This window comes from Mycobacterium sp. RTGN5, assembly GCF_033804465.1.
Classification (GTDB): domain Bacteria; phylum Actinomycetota; class Actinomycetes; order Mycobacteriales; family Mycobacteriaceae; genus Mycobacterium.
Genome location: NZ_JAPZLA010000004.1, coordinates 328345 through 350450, shown reverse-complemented (window position 1 = coordinate 350450; position 22106 = coordinate 328345). Strand labels below are relative to the sequence as shown.

Annotated in this window: 20 protein-coding genes and 1 pseudogene; 17 read left to right on the top strand and 4 right to left on the bottom strand. The window is 65.3% G+C overall.

Annotation, left to right across the window (positions count from 1 at the left end; genetic code table 11):
• Positions 1-755: 755 nt before the first annotated feature.
• Together SLQ31_RS21745 and SLQ31_RS21740 are read left to right on the top strand one after the other, a co-directional pair.
• A complete protein-coding gene (locus SLQ31_RS21745; RefSeq protein ID WP_319436138.1) occupies positions 756-3497 on the top strand; it encodes an Ig-like domain-containing protein in 2742 nt (913 codons plus the stop codon).
• A gap of 53 nt (positions 3498-3550) precedes the next feature.
• A pseudogene (locus SLQ31_RS21740) lies at positions 3551-3709 on the top strand (NAD(P)(+) transhydrogenase (Re/Si-specific) subunit beta); the annotation flags it as partial.
• On the opposite strand, the gene SLQ31_RS21735 reads toward SLQ31_RS21740, so the two are convergent.
• The 3 genes from SLQ31_RS21735 to SLQ31_RS21725 are packed head-to-tail and all read right to left on the bottom strand — an operon-like array spanning position 3706 to position 5447.
• Positions 3706-4173: an acyl-CoA thioesterase gene (locus tag SLQ31_RS21735; RefSeq protein ID WP_319436137.1), complete on the bottom strand. Its 468-nt coding sequence runs from the start codon at positions 4171-4173 to the stop codon at positions 3706-3708. The pseudogene SLQ31_RS21740 and the gene SLQ31_RS21735 sit on opposite strands and share 4 nt — an antisense overlap.
• Positions 4170-5318, bottom strand: a complete 1149-nt coding sequence (locus tag SLQ31_RS21730; RefSeq protein WP_413642696.1) for a low temperature requirement protein A — start codon at positions 5316-5318, stop codon at positions 4170-4172. The genes SLQ31_RS21735 and SLQ31_RS21730 overlap by 4 nt, the downstream gene beginning before the upstream one ends.
• Positions 5319-5336: 18 nt before the next feature.
• Positions 5337-5447: a hypothetical protein gene (locus SLQ31_RS21725; RefSeq protein WP_005142555.1), complete on the bottom strand. Its 111-nt coding sequence runs from the start codon at positions 5445-5447 to the stop codon at positions 5337-5339.
• A gap of 144 nt (positions 5448-5591) precedes the next feature.
• Here SLQ31_RS21725 and SLQ31_RS21720 point away from each other — a divergent pair, with 144 nt between their 5' ends.
• A complete protein-coding gene (locus SLQ31_RS21720; protein ID WP_319436134.1) occupies positions 5592-6242 on the top strand; it encodes a TetR/AcrR family transcriptional regulator in 651 nt (216 codons plus the stop codon).
• 20 nt (positions 6243-6262) lie between these two features.
• Positions 6263-6706: an SRPBCC family protein gene (locus SLQ31_RS21715; RefSeq protein WP_319436132.1), complete on the top strand. Its 444-nt coding sequence runs from the start codon at positions 6263-6265 to the stop codon at positions 6704-6706.
• Positions 6707-6720: 14 nt separating this feature from the next.
• Here SLQ31_RS21715 and SLQ31_RS21710 read toward each other — a convergent pair whose 3' ends face one another.
• Positions 6721-7416: a GntR family transcriptional regulator gene (locus SLQ31_RS21710; RefSeq protein ID WP_319436131.1), complete on the bottom strand. Its 696-nt coding sequence runs from the start codon at positions 7414-7416 to the stop codon at positions 6721-6723.
• Positions 7417-7562: 146 nt separating this feature from the next.
• Here SLQ31_RS21710 and fadD5 point away from each other — a divergent pair, with 146 nt between their 5' ends.
• The 13 genes from fadD5 to SLQ31_RS21645 all read left to right on the top strand — a co-directional run bounded on the left by fadD5 (position 7563) and on the right by SLQ31_RS21645 (position 22090).
• Positions 7563-9188 carry a fatty-acid--CoA ligase FadD5 gene (gene fadD5, locus SLQ31_RS21705; protein ID WP_319436130.1) on the top strand — a complete coding sequence of 542 codons (1626 nt, stop codon included), beginning with the start codon at positions 7563-7565 and terminating at the stop codon, positions 9186-9188.
• A gap of 314 nt (positions 9189-9502) precedes the next feature.
• Positions 9503-10219 carry an MlaE family ABC transporter permease gene (locus SLQ31_RS21700; RefSeq protein WP_413642740.1) on the top strand — a complete coding sequence of 239 codons (717 nt, stop codon included), beginning with the start codon at positions 9503-9505 and terminating at the stop codon, positions 10217-10219.
• Position 10220: 1 nt separating this feature from the next.
• Positions 10221-11090, top strand: a complete 870-nt coding sequence (locus SLQ31_RS21695) for an ABC transporter permease (protein ID WP_319436127.1) — start codon at positions 10221-10223, stop codon at positions 11088-11090.
• 3 nt (positions 11091-11093) lie between these two features.
• Positions 11094-12305 (top strand): MCE family protein, encoded by a 1212-nt coding sequence (locus SLQ31_RS21690; protein WP_319436126.1) that lies wholly within the window; start codon positions 11094-11096, stop codon positions 12303-12305.
• Positions 12302-13342, top strand: a complete 1041-nt coding sequence (locus tag SLQ31_RS21685; RefSeq protein ID WP_319436125.1) for an MlaD family protein — start codon at positions 12302-12304, stop codon at positions 13340-13342. The genes SLQ31_RS21690 and SLQ31_RS21685 overlap by 4 nt, the downstream gene beginning before the upstream one ends.
• Positions 13339-14895, top strand: a complete 1557-nt coding sequence (locus SLQ31_RS21680; RefSeq protein WP_319436124.1) for an MCE family protein — start codon at positions 13339-13341, stop codon at positions 14893-14895. The genes SLQ31_RS21685 and SLQ31_RS21680 overlap by 4 nt, the downstream gene beginning before the upstream one ends.
• A gap of 3 nt (positions 14896-14898) precedes the next feature.
• Complete coding sequence (locus SLQ31_RS21675) at positions 14899-16521, top strand: virulence factor Mce family protein (RefSeq protein ID WP_319436122.1); 1623 nt, start codon at positions 14899-14901, stop codon at positions 16519-16521.
• A gap of 53 nt (positions 16522-16574) precedes the next feature.
• Positions 16575-17675 carry a virulence factor Mce family protein gene (locus SLQ31_RS21670; RefSeq protein ID WP_319436257.1) on the top strand — a complete coding sequence of 367 codons (1101 nt, stop codon included), beginning with the start codon at positions 16575-16577 and terminating at the stop codon, positions 17673-17675.
• Between the two features lie 15 nt (positions 17676-17690).
• Positions 17691-19256, top strand: a complete 1566-nt coding sequence (locus SLQ31_RS21665; RefSeq protein WP_319436120.1) for an MlaD family protein — start codon at positions 17691-17693, stop codon at positions 19254-19256.
• Positions 19226-19915: an Mce protein gene (locus SLQ31_RS21660; protein WP_319436119.1), complete on the top strand. Its 690-nt coding sequence runs from the start codon at positions 19226-19228 to the stop codon at positions 19913-19915. Before SLQ31_RS21665 ends, SLQ31_RS21660 begins: the two co-directional genes overlap by 31 nt.
• Positions 19916-19917: 2 nt before the next feature.
• Positions 19918-20931 (top strand): RDD family protein, encoded by a 1014-nt coding sequence (locus tag SLQ31_RS21655; RefSeq protein ID WP_413642738.1) that lies wholly within the window; start codon positions 19918-19920, stop codon positions 20929-20931.
• The gene (locus SLQ31_RS21650) at positions 20928-21485 is read left to right on the top strand and encodes a mammalian cell entry protein (RefSeq protein ID WP_319436115.1); all 558 of its coding nucleotides are present in this window, start codon (positions 20928-20930) and stop codon (positions 21483-21485) included. The genes SLQ31_RS21655 and SLQ31_RS21650 overlap by 4 nt, the downstream gene beginning before the upstream one ends.
• Entirely contained in the window at positions 21452-22090 is a 639-nt protein-coding gene (locus SLQ31_RS21645; protein WP_319436113.1) for an Mce protein, read from the top strand. The genes SLQ31_RS21650 and SLQ31_RS21645 overlap by 34 nt, the downstream gene beginning before the upstream one ends.
• Positions 22091-22106: the final 16 nt, after the last annotated feature.

Genomic DNA, 22106 nt, shown 5'->3' with positions numbered 1-22106 from the left:
GGCAGTCGGCAGCAATCACTACCTGCCTCGGGTCGCGGCGCTACCCATGTTTAGTCTGGCGTCGATTTTTGGTCCCCCTGGCGGGTACCAGGGAAACCCCCGTATCCCTGCTGAATCCCTTTTCTTACGATCAGCACTGGACGGACATGTCCGAGGGCACGGGGGAGGCCATTTTCATGAATGCAGTTCCGGCGGCAAGCAAAACGCTGCGATTTGAGAAGTCGATCGGGCGCGTCGGCGCGCTGGCAGTGACGTTGGGAGTCGGGGTGGGCCTGGGTGCCTCGCTGGCTTGCGGTGTGTCGCATGCCGACGGACCGGGCCCCACCTCGGCCAGCTCTGATCATGGCGGATCGACGGTTGGCCGCTCTGCTCCGGGCGGCGCGTCCGGGGGAGCCGGTAAGGGACCGACGACTCGCTCGCAGCGTCCCCCGACTTTCCGGGCCTCAGGCGCGGATCCCCAGCAGGTGTCGGCATCGGACAACCCGGCCACCGCAGGGCGCCGGCACCGTGACGGGGCTGCGCAATCAGGTGGACTGCCGCCATCCCGGCCTGCTGCGGCCCACGACGCAGCCCCCGTTCCCCCGGTTGGCAACGATTCGGACGCGACCGCACCCATGCCCACAGCGCGTGCTCAACGCCACGAAGCAGCGACTCAGGCCGAGGCCCCCGACGGCGCCCAAGTCGGTAAACCACCGCCCGCGGCGGCCGCTGCTGCTGCCGCGGCTGTGGCGCCCCGCATCCATACGACCGGCAACGTGCTCGCATCGCTGCTGGTTACCGGATCACCGGCTGGTGATCCGGTCGGTTCGCCAGCAGAGGTGGTGCTGTTGGCGGGTACGCGCCGCGAATTCGGTGGTCACAGCCGCCAGCGGGAGGTCGTCACAAGCCGCACCGCGACGAGCCTCGCATCAAATTCCGGCACCGGCGAAGTCAACCCACCCGTTAAGGCACTGACCTTGTCTGCATCCGCCACTGCGCAAGCGGCCGCGGACCCGCTGCAGTCCTTCGTCACCAGCATCAGCAAGCTCGTCACAACAGCACTGAATTCCATCAGCCATGCCTTCACCGCCGCGGTCACCGCCGTTAGCAACTTCATCACCTCCACGCTGAGCGCGCTCGGCGTGATCCCCAAGCGCAGCAACGGCGCTCCGACCGCGGTTGATGATGGTGGGTTGAGTACTGCTGAGGACACTGCGTTGACGGTGGCGGCGGGTCAGTTGGTGAGTAATGACACTGATCCTGACGCTGGTGATGTCTTGTCGGTGGCGTCGGTATCGGGGGCAACCCATGGGTCTGCGGTGCTCAATGCTGATGGGACGGTGACGTTTACACCGACCGCTGATTACAGCGGGGCGGCGTCGTTCACGTATCAGGTCAAGGACTCTGCGGGGGCGATGAGTGCCACCAGTGCGACGGTAACCGTGTCGGTCACGGCGGTCAACGATGCTCCGGTGGTGAGTGCTTCGGCGGGGTCCGGTGCTGAGGAAACCACGATCACGGGGGTGTTTTCGGGCTCGGATGTTGATTCGAGTGATTTGACGTATGCGGTGGGTACGCAGGCTGGGCATGGCACCGTGACGCTGACCGGTGACACTTGGTCGTATATCCCGAATGCGAATTTCAATGGCACTGACTCGTTTACGTTCACGGCTTCGGATGGTTCGCTGAGTTCTGGCCCGGCGACGGTGACTGTGTCGGTCACGGCGGTCAATGATGCTCCGCATGCGGTGAATGACACGGCCATCACCGCTGAGCATGCCGCGGTATCAATTGCGGTGCTGGACAACGATTCCGACCCTGATGGCGATGCGCTGACGGTGGTGGCGGTGGGGGTGGCATCGCACGGTAGCATCGCGATGTCGGGGTCGGAGGTCACCTATACCCCGGACGAAAACTATTCGGGCGTAGATAGTTTCACCTACACCGTTATCGACGGCCACGACGGCACCGCCACAGCCAACGTTACGGTCACTGTTGGATTGGATACCAACGCGAATCACAACCCGGTACAGACCGCGGCCGTCACCGTGGGGCAGCCGGATGTCGACGGGTTCGTACAGGGTAATTTCAATGTGACCGACCCGGACGGTGACGTGCTCGCGTTTGACATCATCTCGGTTGGGCAGACGACTGACGCGGATGGGAACTTCTTCCTCGATGATGGGACCGGTTCGTGGTGGTTCCATCCGAGCGATGAGCGGCGTGCGCAAGCCGCCACTGATCCGGGTGCGGATGTCGGCCTGTATCACTGGGTCGCGGATGACGGCCGCGGCGGCACCATCGAAGGTGACTTTAGTGTCCCGATCGAACCGTCGGCGCCGATCGTCCTGCCCGATCCCAATCAGCCGGCCAATCACGCCCCGACGGCCACGATCTATGTCGGTGCGGCAGATCAGAATTCGGGTGTGGTGTACGGGAAAGTCACGGCCACCGATGCCGATGGGGACCAGCTGACCTATGGTTCGTCGGGCCGGACCACGATGGGTTCGCTGACCGTCAACGCCGACGGCTCGTTCCTCTACAAGCCACGCGATGCCTACCGCGAACTGGATGCCGCTGCTGAGGGCACGCTACAGGACATGTTCTTCGTCACGGTCACCGACGGCAAGGGCGCGACGACGAAAGTCCTTGCCGTGGTTCCCGTTGCCCCGCTCGCAACGCCGGACGGAGGAGCGGCCGGCGACGCCGGCGACGGGACAGGTGGCGGCGGAACAGGCGTCCCTGATCTGAGCCGCTGGAGTGGTAGCCTCGCCGACCTTTTGGCGCTCCCAGGTTTGACTGGCCGCACAATACCTGGGCTCGCCTTGCGCGACCTGTCGGAGCACGACGTGACTGACGAAAAAACATACACCTATTACACGGTGGCTGGATTCCAGTGGTACCACGAAGTTGTATCCGAACATAAGGATTTCACGGGGACTCGGCCTTCGTCGGTTGTTGGCCAGAATGTGTATCTCGTCCAGGTGCTCATGGATCGGACCGCGTTGAGTAACGACACTCAGACTGGATGCGGCGGCGACGGCTGTACCTATTTACTTCCCGACGGCCAGGTGCCCGTGCTATCGATCCAGCGAATCGAGCCTGGGCAATCCGTATCCTGGACTGAGCGCAGTCATTTGGTCGTGGATCAGGGATACGGACTCAATACCTATCCCAATGCGAAATGGGTTGATGCGGCATTCAGCGACGACACTTACACCTTTGCTCTGATCGTGTACTTCGATGAGGGTTTTGGGCCAGATCAGGCCGTTATGCCGTGGAGCGATATGGACGCGGATCTCGTCCACGACCAACGGATCCTGTGGAAGATGCAGCAATTGAACCGTTGTGCGGTCGGCGGTCTGCACGCGGTGCCGAGTCTGATCAACAAGGCATATACTCCGCCCGGCACGGGCCCTGCACAGTCGCTGATCAAGCAGATTCAGGGCCACGTCGCCGACCAGCTCAACGGCGCGATCTCGGACGCCCAGGCAAACGTCGGTCAGTGCGGTACGTAGATGGCCCATATATCGTTGGGTGACAAGTGTTTCCGAGATCCTGAGGCTGAGGTGTCGACCAGTCCCGGTCGGTGATCGTGCTCAAACGCGGAATGAGCGCGGGCTACGCCGGCATCGAGAACCCGCTGTTCTTCCTCGAGCAGACCTCAATGTTGTTCGGGGACACCAAGAAATCGGTCAGCGAGGTCATCGAGGAGCTCGAAGCCCGCTAGCCCGGCGTGCCCAACCGGACGGTTTCCAGCGCGGCCAGCCGGTCGGCGGGAATCGGCACCGGACCGTCGTCGCCCAGTAGCACCAGCACGGTGTCACAGACACCGACGCAATTGCCGTCGACGAACAGTCCGGTCGACGCCACGAACGAGGTGCGCCCGATCCGCCCGACTCCGGCGCCGGTCTGGATGGTCGCCGGCCAGTGCACTTCGGCGAGGAAATGCACGGCGTTCTGCGAGGTGACCAGGCGCAGTCGGCGCGTGGTCACGTCGTAGATATCGGTGAACAGGCTGCGGTTCATAGTCGCCCGGGCGTTTTCGTGCAGCGACTCCAGCGCCAGGTTGTTGAGGTGCGCGTTGGAATCCATGTCGCCGTAGCGCGCCTGGATGGCGTCGATGACGGGGTAGGAGTCCAGGCGAAGCCGCATCTCGTGCGGGCGCGCCGCAGTGGTTGTCCAGTCGCTCACAAGGCGGCAAGCTTATCGGCTGCGTGCCGCCAGCTGACCAGCGCCGCCGCCGCGACCATGACCACGGCCGCACCGACGGGTGCGTTGGGCAGCAGCGACGAGCCCACCATTGCCACCGTGAGTACCACGGTGCCGATCGCCTGGACGATGTCGCGGCGCACCGCGTCGAGCACCAGCCAGGTCGCGAGCAGGAACACCGCCAGCGGGACGGTCAGCGTCAGCGAGGCCACGATATGCGGCAGGTGGCCTTCCCCGAGACGGTCGGCGACCGCGATCTCCACCCCTGCCGAGAACGCGGCGGCCGAGGCAAAGATGAAGTAGTGCAGATAGCCCCAGTAGAAGGACCGGCCGAAGGTCATCGTCTGACGGTGCTGAGGGCGGTCGAAATAGATCCACCACATCGACGCCACGATCGCCAGAGCGCAGGCCGCGACGACGATGAGACTGGTGCGCGCGTGGGCGTCCGAGAGCCCGCCGATGATCGAATTCGCCACCGCCAGAATCGATTCGCCCAACACGATCAGCGTGAACAAGCTGTATCGCTCGGCGATGTGGCGGTGGTGGTAGGCCGTCATTTTGTGGTGTTCGGCGATCGGTGACACCGACAGGTCGATCAGAGCCAGCACCGGGAACCACCACACCGGGCCGTCGAGCGCCCACCACGAGACCCAGAGCACTTGCACGATGACGATGCCGATGGCGTACCGCACGCAGGTGCCGCGGTATTCCGGATCGCTGATCGCCGCTCGGGTCCACTGCGCGGCCATCGCCACCCGCATGATCACGTAGCCGACGATGATGGCGGCGAAATCGTTCTCCAGCATCGCGCGCTGCGCACCTGCCGCGATCACCAGCGCCCCGGCCATCTGCGCGAACGTGGTTAGCCGATAGAGCCAGTCGTCGGTGTCATACGCGCTGGCGAACCAGGTGAAGTTCATCCAGGCGTTGAAGATGGCGAAGAAGACCATCGCGTAGGCCGCCAGGCCTGCGGCGAAGTGTTGCTCTTCCCAGAGGTGGTGCAGGGCACCGGACGACTGCGAGACGGCGACCACGAAGACAAGGTCGAAAAGGAGCTCGAGGGAGCTGGCCGCGCGATGCGGTTCTTCGGGGTCGCGGGCGCGCATCGCCCGCAGGCCGGCCGCCAAAGGTTTTGTCAGGCTGGCTTAGACCGGGGGGTAAGCGGGTGGTGGGTAGACGCCACGCAGCGCCCACGGGAGCCAGCTGAAGAAGTACTCGACCTCATCGCTCGCGTCGTAATCCGGATTCGGATCCATCCGCCACACCTCCCAGAGCCGCCGCAACCTTTGCCGAGTCTAGTCCGCGGGTCGCTTCCGCGACACCGGTCATTAAACTATCCAACTAGTTGATAGAGAGCCGACATCGTCGGAAGAGAACAGAAGAGAACAAGCGAGGACATCATGGCATCCGAGAACGGGATGACCCGGCGCGAAGAGCTGCTGGTCGTCGCCACCAAGCTCTTCGCCACGCGCGGCTACCACGGCACCAGGATGGATGACGTCGCCGATGTCGTCGGCCTGAACAAGGCGACGGTCTACCACTACTACGCCAGCAAGTCGCTGATCCTGTTCGACATCTATCGCCGCGCCGCCGACAACACCCTGGAGGCCGTGCACGACGATCCGTCCTGGACCGCGCGCGAGGCGCTCTACCAGTACACCGTCCGGCTGCTGACGAACATCGCCGAGAACCCCGAGGGCGCGGCGGTGTATTTCCAAGAGGCGCCCTACATCACCGAGTGGTTCACCGCTGAGCAGGTCGCCGAGGTCCGGGAGAAGGAAACCCAGGTCTACGAGCACGTGCACGGCCTGATCGGCCGGGGCATCGTCAGCGGCGAGTTCTTCGAGTGCGACACCCACGTGGTGGCGTTGGGCTACATCGGCATGACGCTGGGGGCCTACCGCTGGCTGCGCCCCGACGGCCGGCGCACCGCCAAGGAGATCGCCGCCGAGTTCAGCACCGCGTTGCTGCGCGGCCTGATCCGTGAAGAGAAGGTCCGGGTGGAGTCACCGCTGGGCCCGGCGGCCGGCGCGGAAAAAGCGAACGCCTAGCTTTGAAATAGACTCGCCCGATGCCGCTCGTCAGCAAGACCGTAGAGGTCAACGCCGATGCCGATTCGATCCTGCGCATCGTCGCCGACTTCGAGGCGTACCCGCAATGGAATACCGAGGTCAAGGCCGTCTTCGTCCTGGCCCGCTATGACGATGGCCGGGCCAGTCAGCTGCGCCTCGACATGGAGATCCAGGGCCAGGCGGGCACCTTCATCCAGGCCGTCTACTACCCAGGCGCGGGCCAGATCCAGACCGTGCTGCAGCAGGGCGAGGTCTTCACCAAGCAGGATCAGCTGTTCTCGGTGGTGGCGATGGGGCCGTCGAGCCTGCTGACGGTCGACCTCGAGGTCGAGGTCTCCCTGCCGGTCCCGGACATGATGGTCAAGAAGCTGGTCAACGACGTGCTCGAGCACTTGGCCAATAACCTCAAGACGCGCGCCGAGCAGCTCGCAGCGAACAGCTAAACCGCCAAACGCGGCTAGCGACGCCACATCCCGTTGCGCTCCAGCTGCTCCAGCAGCCGGTGCACGCCGTCGTTGAACTCGGCCCCGGACAGCTCGACGAGCGTGGCCGTGTCGCGGTTCCGCAACGCGGCGATCAGCTGGCGATGGGTCTCGACGGACGACTCGCCCCAGGACGCATCGGTGACGTAGATCTGTGGCGGCATGTACCGCGCTGCGTGCAGCAGGAACCAGGCCAGCTTCATCCGGCCGGCGCCCCGGTTGAGCAACCGGTGGAAGGCGAACTCGGCGGCGCCGACGACGGCCGGATCGCCCGCGGCCACCGCCGCGGCGAGCCTCTCGTTGGCCTCGTCGAGCTCATTGATCTGGTCGTCGGTCATACGCTCGGCCGCGCTGGTCACCAGCTCCTTGGCGATCGTGGCCTGCAGCCAGTAGATGTCGGCGACGTCCTGGCGACTCAGCGGTTGCACCACATAGCCGCGCCGTGGCTCGAGAGCCACCATCCCCTCACCCCGCAGCGTCAGCAGGGCCTCCCGCACCGGGGTGATGCTGACCCCGAGCCGTGCGGCCGTTTCGTCGAGGCGGATGAACGTCCCCGGCCGCAGCGCGCCGGTCATGATGGCTTCCCGCAGATGCGCCGCGACCTCGTCCGACAGCTGTGAGCGACGGCGTCCCCGACGGTTGTCAACCCGTGCGGAAGCCGGTGCGTTCACGTGACCTCCGAGGACTTGTGTGGCGATCAGCGAGGCAATAATGTGACCCAAGCAACACGAAATTTGATCAAATATAACGATTCCTGCGTTCTCCAGTATCGGGTTCACGCGACGTTCACGCCAGACGGACGGATAAAAGAGGACTAGTGACCAGGCAGCTGACCGCGACCACCGACCAGCCGTATCTCGCGCGCCGACAGAACTGGACGAACCAGCTGGCGCGGCACGCCCTGATGCAACCGGACGCGACCGCATTGCGGTACCTGGGGCATACGACGACGTGGGCCGAGTTCGACCGCCGGATCACCGCGCTGGCGAACGCCTTGAGCAGCCGCGGAGTCCGGTTCGGCGACCGGGTGATGATCCTGATGCTCAACCGCCCGGAGTTCGTCGAGGCCACCCTGGCGGCCAACCAGCTCGGCGCGATCGCGGTCCCGGTCAACTTCCGGCTGACCCCGCCGGAGCTGGCGTTCCTGGTTCAGGACTGCGAGGCGGCGGTGGTCGTCACCGAGACCGTCCTCGCCGACGTCGCCAAGGCCGTCCGCGACCTCGCGCCGACGCTGACCGCAGTCGTCGTCGCCGGCGGCGCCACCGACGACGGGGTGCTCGGCTATGAGGACCTCATCGCCGAAGAGGGCGATGAGCACGAACCCGTTGACATCCCCAACGACAGCCCGGCCCTGATCATGTACACCTCGGGCACCACCGGGCGGCCCAAGGGCGCGGTGCTGACCCACACCAACCTGGCCGGACAGGCGATGACCGGGATGTACACCACCGGCCCCGACATCAACCACGACGTGGGGTTCATCGGCGTCCCGTTGTTCCACATCGCCGGCATCGGCAACCTCCTCGGCGGCCTCATCTTGGGCACCCCGACCGTCATCCACCCGCTCGGCGGATTCGACCCCGGGCAATTGCTCGACGTTCTCGAGGCCGAACGGGTCACCGGCATCTTCCTGGTCCCGGCGCAGTGGCAGGCCGTCTGCGCCGCCCAACAGGCCAAGCCGCGGGACGTCCGGCTGCGGTCACTGTCCTGGGGTGCCGCCCCGGCGTCGGACACCCTGCTGCGCGAGATGTCGGAAACCTTCCCCGACAGCAAGATCCTCGCCGCGTTCGGCCAGACCGAGATGTCGCCGGTGACGGCCATGCTGCTCGGCGACGACGCGATCCGGAAGCGCGGCTCGGTCGGCAAGGTCATTCCGACCGTCGCCGCCCGCGTCGTCGACGAGGACATGAACGACGTCCCGGTCGGCGAGGTCGGCGAGATCGTCTATCGCGCACCGACTCTCATGGCCGGCTACTGGAACAACCCGGAGGCCACCGCTGAGGCGTTTGCCGGTGGCTGGTTCCACTCAGGCGATCTGGTCAAGATGGACTCCGACGGTTACGTCTGGGTGGTCGACCGGAAGAAGGACATGATCATCTCCGGCGGCGAGAACATCTACTGCGCCGAGGTGGAGAACGTGCTGGCCGCGCACCCCGCGATCGTCGAGGTGGCGGTCATCGGTCGGACCCACCCCAAGTGGGGCGAGGTGCCGGTCGCCGTCGCCGCTGTCTCCGGGGGCGAACTTCGGCTGGCCGAGCTCGACGAATTCCTCACCGAGCGACTGGCCCGCTACAAGCACCCCAAGGGGCTCGAAATCGTCGATGCCTTGCCCCGCAACCCCGCTGGCAAAGTGCTGAAGACCGAGCTGCGGATTCGCTTCAGCGCCAGCGCCGAAGCGGATGCTGCCCGCGAAAATGCTTCGGATGCAGCCGATCCCGGCTAACGGCCGAACCACTTACCCGCACGACAAATTTCGCTGGATAACGAGGGAAGGTCAATAGTGCAGATGCGGTGCACGCGCCCTCAGCGATCGGGTACATTCCTGTGGTCCGCCTTACTACTCGTTAGTAGGGAGACGACACTCACTCACTGCGGGTCGGGGCAAGGAGGGTATGTGCCAGTCGGACTGCCGTTGAGCTGCCACCGACGTGGTCCCGTCATGTGGGCATCCCAGTGACGGCGACGACCGCCGGTGTTGGCGGCTACATCCAGGACAAGGCGCGTCCGGCGCTGACCGCTATCGGTGGCTTCTTCCGCATGTGCGTGCTCACCGCGAAGGCCACCACGAAATGGCCGTTCGAGTGGCGAGAGTTCATCCTCCAGGGCTGGTTTCAGTTTCGGGTGACGTTCCTGCCGACCATCGCGGTGGCGGTCCCCAACACCATCCTGATCATCTTCACCATCAACATCCTGCTGGTCGAGTTCGGCGCCGCCGATGTCTCCGGCGCGGGCGCCGCGCTGGCCGCGGTGACCCAGCTCGGCCCGATCGTGACCGTGCTGGTCGTGGCGGGCGCCGGGTCGACGGCCATCTGTGCCGACCTCGGTGCGCGCACCATCCGCGAGGAGATCGACGCCCTCGAGGTGCTCGGCATCGATCCCATCCACCGTCTCGTCCTGCCCAGGGTGGTCGCCTCGACGTTCGTCGCCGTGCTGCTCAACGGCGCCGTCATCGCCGTCGGCCTGGTCGGTGGCTTCATCTTCGGTGTGTACATGCAGAACATCTCCGCCGGTGCCTACGTCTCGACCCTGACCCTGATCACCGGACTGCCCGAGGTCATCATCTCGATCGTCAAGGCGCTCACCTTCGGGCTGATCGCCGGCCTGGTCGGGTGCTATCGCGGCCTGACCGTTTCCGGCGGCTCCAAGGGCCTCGGCACCGCGGTGAACGAAACGCTCGTCCTTTCCGTGGTCGCATTGTTCGCCGTGAACGTCGTCCTGACGACCATCGGCGTCCGATTCGGAACGGGGCACTGAGATGAGTACAGCGACAGTCCTGCGTAGCCGCTACCCGCGGGCGTATTCCAGGGCGACCAAGTGGGCGTCGTCGCCGGGCCGATTCATCGACCGGGTCGGTGACGTGGCGTGGTTCACCGTCACCGCCGTCGGCCAGATCCCGCACGCCCTGCGCTACTACCGCCGCGCGACCCTGCGACTGATCGCGGAGATCGGTATGGGTACCGGTGCGATGGCCGTCATCGGCGGCACCATCGCGATCGTCGGTTTCGTGACGCTGTCGGGCGGTTCGCTCATCGCGATCCAGGGCTATGCCTCACTGGGCAACATCGGTGTCGAGGCCTTCACCGGTTTCGTCGCGGCGCTGGTCAACGTCCGTGTCGTCGCGCCCCTGGTGTCCGGGCACGCCCTTGCCGCCACCGTCGGCGCGGGAGCGACTGCCGAACTGGGCGCCATGCGCATCAGTGAGGAGATCGACGCGCTGGAGGTGATGGGCATCAAGTCCGTCAGCTACCTGGTGTCGACGCGCATCCTGGCCGGCATGGTCGTGATCATTCCGCTGTACGCGATGGCGCTGCTGCTGTCGTTCCTGGCCGCTCAGCTCACCACGACCGTGTTGTACAGCCAGTCGACGGGCACCTACGACCACTACTTCCGCACGTTCCTGCGGCCCGACGACGTGTTCTGGTCCTTCGTCGTGGCCATCATCATCGCCATGTTCGTGATGATCAACCACTGCTACTTCGGCTACAACGCCAGCGGTGGTCCGGTCGGCGTCGGCGAGGCGGTCGGGATCTCCATGCGTGCGTCGCTGGTCGCCGTCGCGACCGTGGTTCTGTTGGCTTCGTTGGCGCTCTACGGCACCGACCCGAACTTCAACCTCACGGTGTAGCGGATGACGGAACCGTTGAACGCTTCCCGGCGCCCGCCACTGAAGTTGGCGGGCGCGGTCTTCCTTGTGTTGGCAATTGTGCTGGTGACGCTGGTCTACATGCAGTTCCGTGGTGATCTCACGCCGAAGACGACGCTGACGATGGTGTCCGATCGTGCCGGCCTGGTGATGGACCCGGGCTCCAAGGTGACCTACAACGGGGTGGAGATCGGCCGCGTCAGCAAGGTGGCCGCAGTGGATCGCGGCGGTAAGTCGGTGGCCGAACTCACCCTGCAGGTCACGCCGCACTACATCTCCCTGATCCCGGCCAACGTCGACGCGCAGATCAAGGCGAGCACCGTCTTCGGCAACAAGTACGTGTCGTTCACCAGCCCGAAGGACCCGGTGAAGAACCGGATCTCGAGTGCCGACGTGATCAAGGCCTCGGGGGTCACCACCGAGTTCAATACGTTGTTCGAGACGCTGACGTCGATCTCGGAGAAGGTCGACCCGGTCAAGCTGAACATGACGCTGTCAGCGACTGCCGAAGCGCTCAACGGTCTTGGCACCAAGTTCGGGCAGTCGATCGTCAACGGCAACGCCGTCCTCGATGACGTCAATCCGCAGATGCCGCAGATCCGCACCAACATTCAGCAGCTCTCGAAGCTGGCCGATGTCTACACCAAGGCCAGCCCCGACCTGTGGGACTTCCTCGATCACGCGGTCACCACTGCCCGCACGCTCAACGAGCAGCAGAAGGATCTCGATGCCGCGCTGCTGGCCGCCACCGGCTTCGGCAACACCGGCGCCGACATCTTCGAACGCGGCGGCCCGTACTTCGTGCGCGGCCAAGCCGACCTGATTCCGACCGCCAAACTGCTCGACACCTACAGCCCGCAGCTGTACTGCCAGATCAAGGGTGAGGCCGAGGCGCTGCAACCGGCGCTGGATGCGTTCGGCGGCAACGGCTACTCGCTGGACACCGTCACCGAATTCCTCGGTGCGCCTAACCCCTACGTCTATCCGGACAACCTGCCCAGGATCAACGGGCACGGCGGCCCCGGCGGTGCGCCCGGCTGCTGGCAGAAGATCGACCGCAACTTCTGGCCCGCGCCGCACCTGGTGGTCGACGACGGCGCCTCTCTCGCTCCGTACAACCACTTCGAACTCGGGCAGCCCCTGCTCACCGAGTACGTGTGGGGACGCCAAGTCGGGGAGAACACGATCAACCCATGAGAATCACCGGCACAGCAATCAAACTCGGGGCATTCTCATTGGTGCTCCTGCTCTTCACGGCGATCATCGTCATCGTGTTCGGTCAGTTCCGTTTCGACCGAACGACTTCGTACACAGCCGAATTCAGCAATGCCAGTGGTTTGCGTGATGGCCAGTTCGTCCGTGCCGGTGGTGTCGAGGTCGGCAAGGTGTCCGACATCAAGCTCGTCGGCAACGGCGATCGTGTTCAGGTGACGCTCAACGTCGATCGGACTCTGCCGCTGTACCAGTCGACCAACGCGCAGATCCGCTACCAGGACCTGATCGGCAACCGCTACGTCAACCTCGATCGCGGCACCGGCGAGGGCGCCGACCGGATTCTGCCTGGGGGCGGCTTCATTCCGATGTCGCACACTCAGCCCGCGCTGGATCTCGACGCGCTCATCGGTGGATTCAAGCCGCTGTTCAAGTCCTTGGACCCGCAGAAGGTCAACACCATCGCCTCCTCGCTGATCACTGTTTTCCAGGGGCAGGGCGGCACCATCAACGACATCCTCGATCAGACCTCGCAGCTGACCTCGGCGCTGGCCGACCGTGATCAGGCGATCGGTGAGGTGATCACGAACCTGAACACGGTGCTGGACACCACCGTCAAGCACGAGAAGGACTTCGACCAGACGGTCAACAACTTCGAGATCCTCATCACCGGGTTGAAGAACCGAGCCGACCCGCTGGCCTCGTCCGTTGCGAACATCAGCAGTGCCGCAGGCACTTTGAGTGATCTTTTGGCCGATGACCGCCCGCAGCTCAAGGACACGATCGGCAAACTCGAGACCATCCAGCAGCCGCTGGCCGACGGTCAGGAGCGCCTCGACGATCTGCTGACCAAGCTGCCGGCCGCCGTCAAGATGATCGGCCGCGCCGGCGGCATCTACGGCGACTTCTTCAACTTCTACCTGTGCGATATCAACCTGAAGCTCAACGGCCTGCAGCCCGGTGGCCCGGTCCGCACCGTGAAGATCACTCAGCAGCCCACGGGTAGGTGCACGCCGCAATGAGGACGCTAGAGACTCCCAACCGGATCAAGAACGGCCTGGCCGGCATCGTGATCATCGTGCTCGTCGTCGTGGTGGGGCAGACCTTTTCGGGCATTCCCCAGTTGTTCGCCCAGCCGACCTACTACGGCCAGTTCACCGACAGCGCGGGGCTGAACCCCGATGACAAGGTGCGCATCGCCGGCATGGATGTCGGCACGGTGAAGTCGCTGAAGATCGATGGCGATCACGTGTTGATCGGATTCAACCTGGGCGCCAGGCAGATTGGCACCGAGAGCCGAGTGGCCATCCGCACCGAGACGATCTTGGGCAAGCGAGTGCTCGAGATCGAGCCGCGGGGCGGCAAGCTCCTGCAGGCCGGCGCGGTGCTGCCGGTCGGCCAGACCACCACGCCCTATCAGATCTACGACGCGGTCTTCGATGTGACGAAAGCCGCTGCGGGCTGGGACATCGACACCGTCAAGCGATCGCTGAACGTGTTGTCGGAGACCATCGATCAGACCTACCCGCACCTGAGCGCCGCACTCGACGGGGTCGCCCGGTTCTCCGACACCATCGGCAAGCGTGACGAGCAGTTCAAGCAACTGCTGGCCAGCGCCAACAAGGTCGCCGCCGTGCTGGGCAACCGCAGCGAGCAGATCAACCGGCTGGCCGTCAACGCCCAGACACTGCTGGCCGCCGTCAACGAGCGTCGCTCGGAAGTCGACTATCTGCTGAGCAACATCTCGGCACTGTCGGCGCAGTTCACCGGATTCGTCAACGACAATCCGAACCTGAATCACGTTCTGGAGCAGCTCAAGACGATCAGCGATGTGCTGGTGAAGCACAAGACGGACCTGTCCGACGTGCTGATCACCGCCTCGAAGTTCATGGGCGCCCTGGCCGAGGCCATCGGGTCGGGCCCGTTCTTCAAGGTGCTGGTGGTCAACCTGGTGCCCTACCAGATCCTGCAGCCGTGGGTGGACGCCGCGTTCAAGAAGCGTGGCATCGACCCAGAAGAGTTCTGGCGCAACGCCGGTCTGCCGGCCTTCCGGTTCCCCGATCCCAACGGACAGCGCCAGCCCAACGGTGCACCGCCGCCGGCCCCGATCCCGCTGGAAGGCACCCCGGACCATCCGGGTCCCGCCGTCGGCCCGGGCTCGCCGTGCTCGTACACCCCACCCCCGGACGGCATCCCGACGACCGGAAACCCGCTGCCGTGCGCCGGTCTGACCAATCTTCCCTTCGGGCCCGTGGCAGAAGGTGCCTACCCGCCGGCCGATGTGCCGATCTCGGCACCCAACCCTGCCGCTGGCTACAGCCCGGGTGTCCCGAGTGCGGCCTTCCCCGGCGAGCTCTCGCCGAGCATTCAGGGCGTGCCCGCCCCGCCGTTGGCACCCGGTCCGCCGGGGGCTCGCACCGTTCCGGTCGGCCCGCTGCCGGGTCCGGCCACCGATATCCCCGGCTACGCCCCGCCGCCGAACGCCCTCATCGGACCGATCCCGCCACCGGGACCGGGACCGCAGGTGCCGCCGGTCGGGGACCTGGCGCCCGTCGATCAGGGAGGGGGAGGATAACCGATGTCGACAGCCTTCAACATTCGTAATCTGGGCGTGCCGAAGATGTCTCGGATGTCCGTCATCGTCGGCACCCTCGTGGTGATCGTCGCGCTGATCGCGGCGGTGGTCGGCTTCCAGCTGTACAAGAAGCTCACCACCAACACCGTGGTGGCGTATTTCCCTGAGGCTCTGGCGCTGTATCCGGGTGACCGGGTGCAGATCATGGGGGTCCAGGTCGGCAAGATCGAATCGATCGAACCGGCCGGCGACAAGATGAAGGTCACCTTCAACTACCAGAACAAGTACAAGGTGCCCGCCGACGCCACCGCGACCATCCTCAACCCGAGCCTGGTGGCCTCCCGGGTGATCCAGCTGGCACCGCCCTACAAGGGCGGGCCGGTGATGGGCGACAACGCCGTCATCCCGATCGATCGCACCCAGGTGCCGGTGGAATGGGACGACCTGCGCAACCAGATCTCCGATATCGTCACCAAACTCGGCCCGACGCCCGAACAGCCCAAGGGGCCCTTCGGCGACGTCCTTGAGTCCTTCGCCAACGGGTTGGAGGGCAAGGGCGAGCAGATCAACACCACGTTCAAGGCACTGTCCGACGCGGTGAGCGCATTGAACGAAGGGCGCGGCGACTTCTTCGCCGTCCTCAAGAGCCTGGCGTTGTTCGTCAACGCCCTGCACAAGAGCGACCAGCAGCTGGTGTCGCTCAACAACAACCTCGCGACGTTCACCGGCTCGTTCACGCAGTCCGATCAGGAAGTGGCCAAGGCGGTCAAGGACATTGACACGTTGTTGACCACGGCGCGCAAGTTCGTCAACGACAACGGTTCGGTGCTGAGCAAGGACATCAACAACCTCTCCGACGTCACGACCCAGGTGCTGCAGCCGGAATCGCGCAACGGCCTGGAGACGGTGTTGCACGTCTACCCGAACCTGGCCGCCAACCTGCAGAACATCTATCACCCGACTCACGGTGCGCTGGTGGCCATTCCGACCATCGCCAGCTTCGCCAACCCGCTGCAGTTCATCTGTAGCGCGATCCAGTCCGGCAGCCGGCTGGGCTACCAGGATTCGGCGGAGATGTGCGCGGAGTACCTCTCGCCGATCATGGACGCGATCAAGTTCAACTTCCCGCCGTTCGGTGTCAACCAGTTCGCGACCGCCGAAACGCTGCCGAAGTACGTCGCCTACTCCGAGCCGCGGCTGCAGCCGCCGCCCGGGTACAAGGACACGACGGTGCCCGGCATCTGGTCGCGGGACACGTTGTTCTCGCACGGCAATCACGAGGCGGGCTGGATCGTGGCGCCCGGCATGCAGGGTGTCGACGTGCAGGCGTTCACCGCCAACATGCTGACCCCCGACTCGCTGGCCGCATTGATGGGCGGGCCCGACCCCGTCTCGTACGCGCCGGGCGGACCGCGTGGTGGCGCCCCGTCGAACTCCTATGACCAGAACAACCCGCTACCGCCGCCGTGGTACCCGGGGGCGATCCCGCCGCCGCCGCCAGGGCCGGATGTGGTCCCCGGACCGCTGCCCGTCTCGCAGCAGATCAACGGTGGGGCTCCGCCGGCCGCACCCGCGGCTCCGGCTGCCGGCCCGGCGTTGCCCGCTGAAGCCGGAGGTGGACAGTGAGTGCCATCCTGACGACCGCCCGCCGGTTCGGCTGGCGCGGTTTCGTACTGCTGATGACGGCGCTGGTGCTGACGTCGTGCGGTTGGCGCGGTATCGCCAATGTGCCGATGCCGGGAGGGCCCGGTAGCGGCAGGGACAAGACGACCATCTACGTCCAGATGCCGGATACGTTGGCGCTCAACGTCAACAGCCGGGTGCGGGTTGCCGACGTGTTCGTGGGCTCGGTGCGTGCCATCGAGCTGAAGAACTGGATTCCGACCCTGACGCTCGAGTTGGAGCCCGGAATCAAGCTGCCCGCCAACGCAATTGCGCGGATCGGTCAGACCAGCCTCCTGGGCACTCAGCATGTCGAGCTGGATCCGCCGCCGAATCCGTCGCCCGAGCCCCTGCGTGACGGCGCGACGATCCCGCTGAAGAACTCGCAGTCCTTCCCGACCACCGAGCGCACCCTGGCCAGCATCGCCACCGTGCTGCGCGGCGGCGGCATCCCGAACCTGGAGATCATCCAGACCGAGGTCGCCAACATCCTGGACGGCAATGCCGGGCAGATCCGCGACTTCCTCGGCAAGCTGGACACGTTCACCGATCAGCTCAACCAGCAGCGCGACGACCTGACCCGGGCGATCGACAAGACCAACGAACTGGTCTCGATCGTGGCCGCTCGGAACACCACCCTGGACCGCGTGCTCACCGAATTCCCGCCGCTGATCAAGTATTTCGCGGACTCCAGGGACAGGTTCACCGGTGCCGTCGAGGCGCTCGGCCGGTTCAGCGCGATCACCGACCAGACGCTGTCGCAGTCGCGTGCCGACTTCGACACCAACCTGGCGCTGCTGCAGCGTCCGCTGAAGCAGCTCGGGCGGGCCGCGCCGTATCTGATCGACTCGCTGAAGCTGGTCATCACGGCGCCGTACCCGATCGACAACATCCCGAAGGTGATTCGTGGCGACTACATCAACACGTCGGCCACTTTCGACCTGACGCTGAGCTCGATCGACAACGCGTTCCTGACCGGTACCGGTGTTTCCGGAATGCTGCGCGCTCTCGAGCAGGCATGGGGCCGCGATCCGCAGACGATGATTCCGGATGTCCGATTCACGCCTCACCCGAACATGACTGACGGTGGCGGACCGTTTGTCGAACGTGGCGAGTGAGAGGGTGACGAGTAGATGTTGACGCGCTTCATCAAGACACAGCTCGTCGTGTTCGGCGTGCTGACGATCGTCGCCCTGCTGGTTCTGGGCTGGTACTTCCTGCGCCTGCCCACGCTGGCCGGGATCGGGCAGTACGAGCTGAAGGCGGACCTGCCGTCCTCGGGTGGCCTGTACCGGACGGCCAACGTCACCTACCGCGGCATCACGATCGGCAAAGTCACCGAGGTGGAGCCGACCGAGACCGGTGTCCGGGCCACGATGAGCATCAGCGACAAGTTCAAGATCCCGCTGGACTCCTCCGCCAATGTGCATTCGGTGTCCGCGGTCGGCGAGCAGTACATCGACCTGGTGTCCGACGGCAATCCCGGTCAGTACTTCGCCAGCGGGCAGACCATCACGAAGTCGACGGTGCCGGAGGAGATCGGCCCGGCCCTGGATGCGGCCAACAAGGGACTGGCCGCGCTGCCCGCCGACAAGATCCCGGTGCTGTTGAACGAAACCGCCCAGGCGGTCGGCGGTTTGGGCCCGTCGCTGCAGCGCCTGGTCGACGGCACGCAGGCCATCGTGACTGAATTCAAGACGAACATTGCCGACGTCAACGACATCATTCAGAATTCGCCAGCCGTCATCGACAGCCAGGTCGATTCCTCGAGTGCGATCCAGCAGTGGTCGAAGAACCTGAACACCATCACGACGCAGACCGCGGCGCAGGACCAGGCATTGCGCGATGGACTGCGCCAGGCCGCGCCGACCGCCGATGCGGTCAATGCGGTGTTCAGTGACGTGCGCGAGGCGTTGCCACAGACGCTGGCCAACCTCGAGATCGTGCTGGACATGCTCAAGCGCTACAACAAGGGCGTCGAGCAGTCCCTGGTGCTGTTGCCGCAGGGCGCGGCCGTCGCACAGTCGGTGTCGTCGCCGTACCCGCATCAGGCGGCGCTGGACTTCGCGTTGACGATCAACCAGCCACCGCCCTGTCTGACCGGCTTCCTGCCCGCCGCCCAATGGCGCGCTCCGGCGGACACCAGGCCGATGCCGGTGGAGAACAACCTGTACTGCAAGATCCCCAAGGACACCCCCGCCAACGTGGTTCGCGGTGCTCGTAACTTCCCGTGCGCCGATGTGCCGGGTAAGCGGGCGGCGACGCCGATGGAGTGCCGGTCCACCGAGCCGTACACCCCGCTGGGTAATAACCCGTGGTACGGCGATCCCAACCAGGTGCTGAACTGCCCGGCGCCGGGCGCTCGATGCGACCAGCCAGTGAACCCCGGTACCGTGATACCGGCACCGACGATCAACAACGGGATGAACCCGTTGCCGGCCGATCTGCTGCCAGGGCCCACGCCGCCGATCAGTGACGACCTCAGTCCACCGGGGACTGGCACCGTGCAGTGCAACGGCCAGCAACCGAATCCCTGCACGTACACCCCGGCAGCCGGCGGTGCGCCACCAGGTAATACGGCCATCTACACCCCGCAGAGCGGGGAGTTGGTCGGTCCTGACGGTGTGAAATACAACGTCAGCAACTCGAGCAGTACAGGAGACGACGGATGGAAGGAGATGCTGGCTCCGGCCGGCTGACCCCCAACCCGCCCACCACCACCGATGACGAGGCTGAACGCAGAGAAGCTGAGGAGTCGGTGAAACCGGACATTGACGCCGAACTGAGTGAGGCCGAGGAGTCGGCGAATCTCGACCCGGTCGACGAGACCGAAATCGCCAACGGTGAACAGCCGCGCGGGTCGCGGCCGAGTGGGCGCCGCCTGGTGGCGGTGTGCTCCGCGCTGGTGATCGCCAGCCTGCTGATCGCCGCCGGCGGGTTTCTCGCGCTGCGTTCGCACAAGAACAGCGTCACCGCGGCTCGCGCCGAGACCGTCGCGCTGGCCGCCGCCAAGGACTGCGTCACCGCGACCCAGGCACCCGACGCCGCCGCGATGGCGGCCAGCCAGCAGAAGATCATCGAGTGCGCGACCGGCGACTTCGGTGCCCAGGCCACCCTCTACAGCGGGCTCCTGGTGGACGCCTACCAGGCCGCCAAGGTCCAGGTCCAGGTGTCCAACATGCGTGCGGCGGTGGAACGGCACAACGACGACGGCTCGATGGACATCCTGGTCGCCGTGCGAGTGAAGGTGTCCAACTCCCAGGCTCAGGACCAAGAGCAGGGCTATCGCCTGCGGGTGCGGATGATGCCTGAGGGAGGCACGTACAAGATCGCCAAACTCGACCAGGTGAGTAAGTGACGGTGACCGTCCCCGAAGCTGACGCCGTCCCCGACGCTGAGGCAGCCGACGCAGAAGCCACCGAGGCAGCCGAGGCCGCCGACCAGGTGCCTGCCGCCGTGCAGGCAAGCTGGCTGGCGCGCGCCGGCGCCTTCGCGGTCGACGTGTTCTTTCCCGCCGGTGTGGTGATCACCTGCCTGCTGGTGGCGCAGTCGGCCTCGATATCGGGCCTCGGCTGGTTGCGGTGGACGGCGATTGCCCTGGCCGCGGTGGTGTTCCTCGCGATGGCACTCAACCGGCTGCTGCTGCCGTCGATCGCCGGGTGGACGCTGGGCCGCTCGCTGGCCGGCATCGTCGTCGTCCGCCGCGATGGCGCCCCGGTCGATCCGTGGCGCTTGCTTGTCCGCGATTTGGCGCACGTGCTCGACACCGCCGCGGTGTTCCTGGGCTGGCTCTGGCCGCTGTGGGACTCGCGCAGCCGTACCTTCGCCGACCTGATCGTTCGCACCGAGGTGCACCGCGTCGTCTGCGAGCGACCCAACCGGCGACGCCTGGCGGGTGCGGTGCTGGTGGCTCTCGCGGTGCTCGCCGGCGCGGCCACCGCGCTGGGCTATTTCGGCGTGTACCGGCCCGAACTCGCGATCGAGCAGAGCCGTGAGGACCTGGCGGTGCAGGGACCCAAGATCGTCCAGCAGATGCTGAGCTACAACGTCGCGACGATCGACGCGGATTTCGCGCGGGCTCGCGGCTTGGTGACGGATAGCTATCGGCAACAGCTTGTGGCGCAACAGGATTCGGTGCGCAAGGCCGGACCGGTCGACAACGACTACTGGGTCACCAACAGCGCCGTGCTGACCAACACCCGGGACCGGGCGGAGATGCTGCTGCTCATGCAGGGCCAGCGCGGGGAGGCGCCCAAGCAGCGGATGATCACCGCGACCGTCCAAGTGAGCTTCGAGCGGTCCGCCAGTGGTCAGTGGCAAGTGGCCAACCTCTCGGTGCTGGCCAAACCGAACACGGCGGGGGAGGCCAAGTGAGCCCGCGACGCAAGGTCGACCCCGACGGCGAGGAACTGTTCCGGCTGCCCGATGCCCAACCGCGCCGGTGGGTGCTGCCCCTGGTCGCCGGACTTGCGGCGGTGGCGATCATCGCCGCGCTCACGGTCAGCACGCTGTTACTGGTGAAACGCGATACCCAGCGGCAGGACGCGATTCGCGAGGTCGCCGTGCTGAGTTTCGTACGCGGCTTCGTCACGCAGTACACGTCGATCGACCCGTTCCACGCCAATGACTATGCCGACAAGGTGCTGGCCCAGGGCACCGGACAGTTCGCCAAGCTGTATCAGGACAAGATGAACGAGGTCGTCATCCAGGTGGCCAGGGCCGAACCGACGACGGGAACCGTACAGGCCGTCGGCATCGAGCGCTGGAACCGCGACGGCAGTGCGGATGTGGCGGTCGCCGCGACAACGAAGACCAGGATGCCCGACAACAAGACCATCGAAAGCGGTAGCCGCTGGGTGGTCACCGTGACCCAAGAAGGAGGTGCAGGAGGGGCGTGGAAGATCAGCAACCTACTGCAGGTGATCTGACCGACGCGGCGCCCGACGAAGAGGCGACCGACACCGAGACCAGTTCTGAAGAGCCGACCGCCGACGAGGCGCCGAAAGCCCGAAAGCGGTTCAACCCCACCAAGATAGGTGTGGCGGCCGGAGTGTCGGCTGCCCTGTTCGTGGCCGCGGGTGCCTTCGCCGGTGCCACCATGCAGCCGTATCTGATGGACCGTGCGGCGGTCGACACCAAGCTGAACATCGCCCGCACCGCCGCCGAGGCGATCACCACGCTGTGGACCTACACCCCCGACGATATGGACAAGTTGCCGGACCGATCGGCGAAGTACCTGTCCGGCGACTTCGAGGATCAGTACCGCAAGTACGTCGACGCCATCGTGCCGACCAACAAACAGGCCAAGGTCACCAACAGCACCGAGGTGGTCGGAGCGGCCGTCGAATCGCTGAACGGCTCGGATGCCACCGCGATCGTCTACACCAACACCACGTCGAAGAGCCCACTGAGCAAGGACATCCCGTCGACGAAGTACCTGTCCTACCGCGTGCAGCTGACCCGGGATGGCTCGCACTGGCTGGTCACCAAGATGACCACCGTGACATCGCTGGACCTGACCCCGAAGCTCTGAGGCATTCATTGGCGAT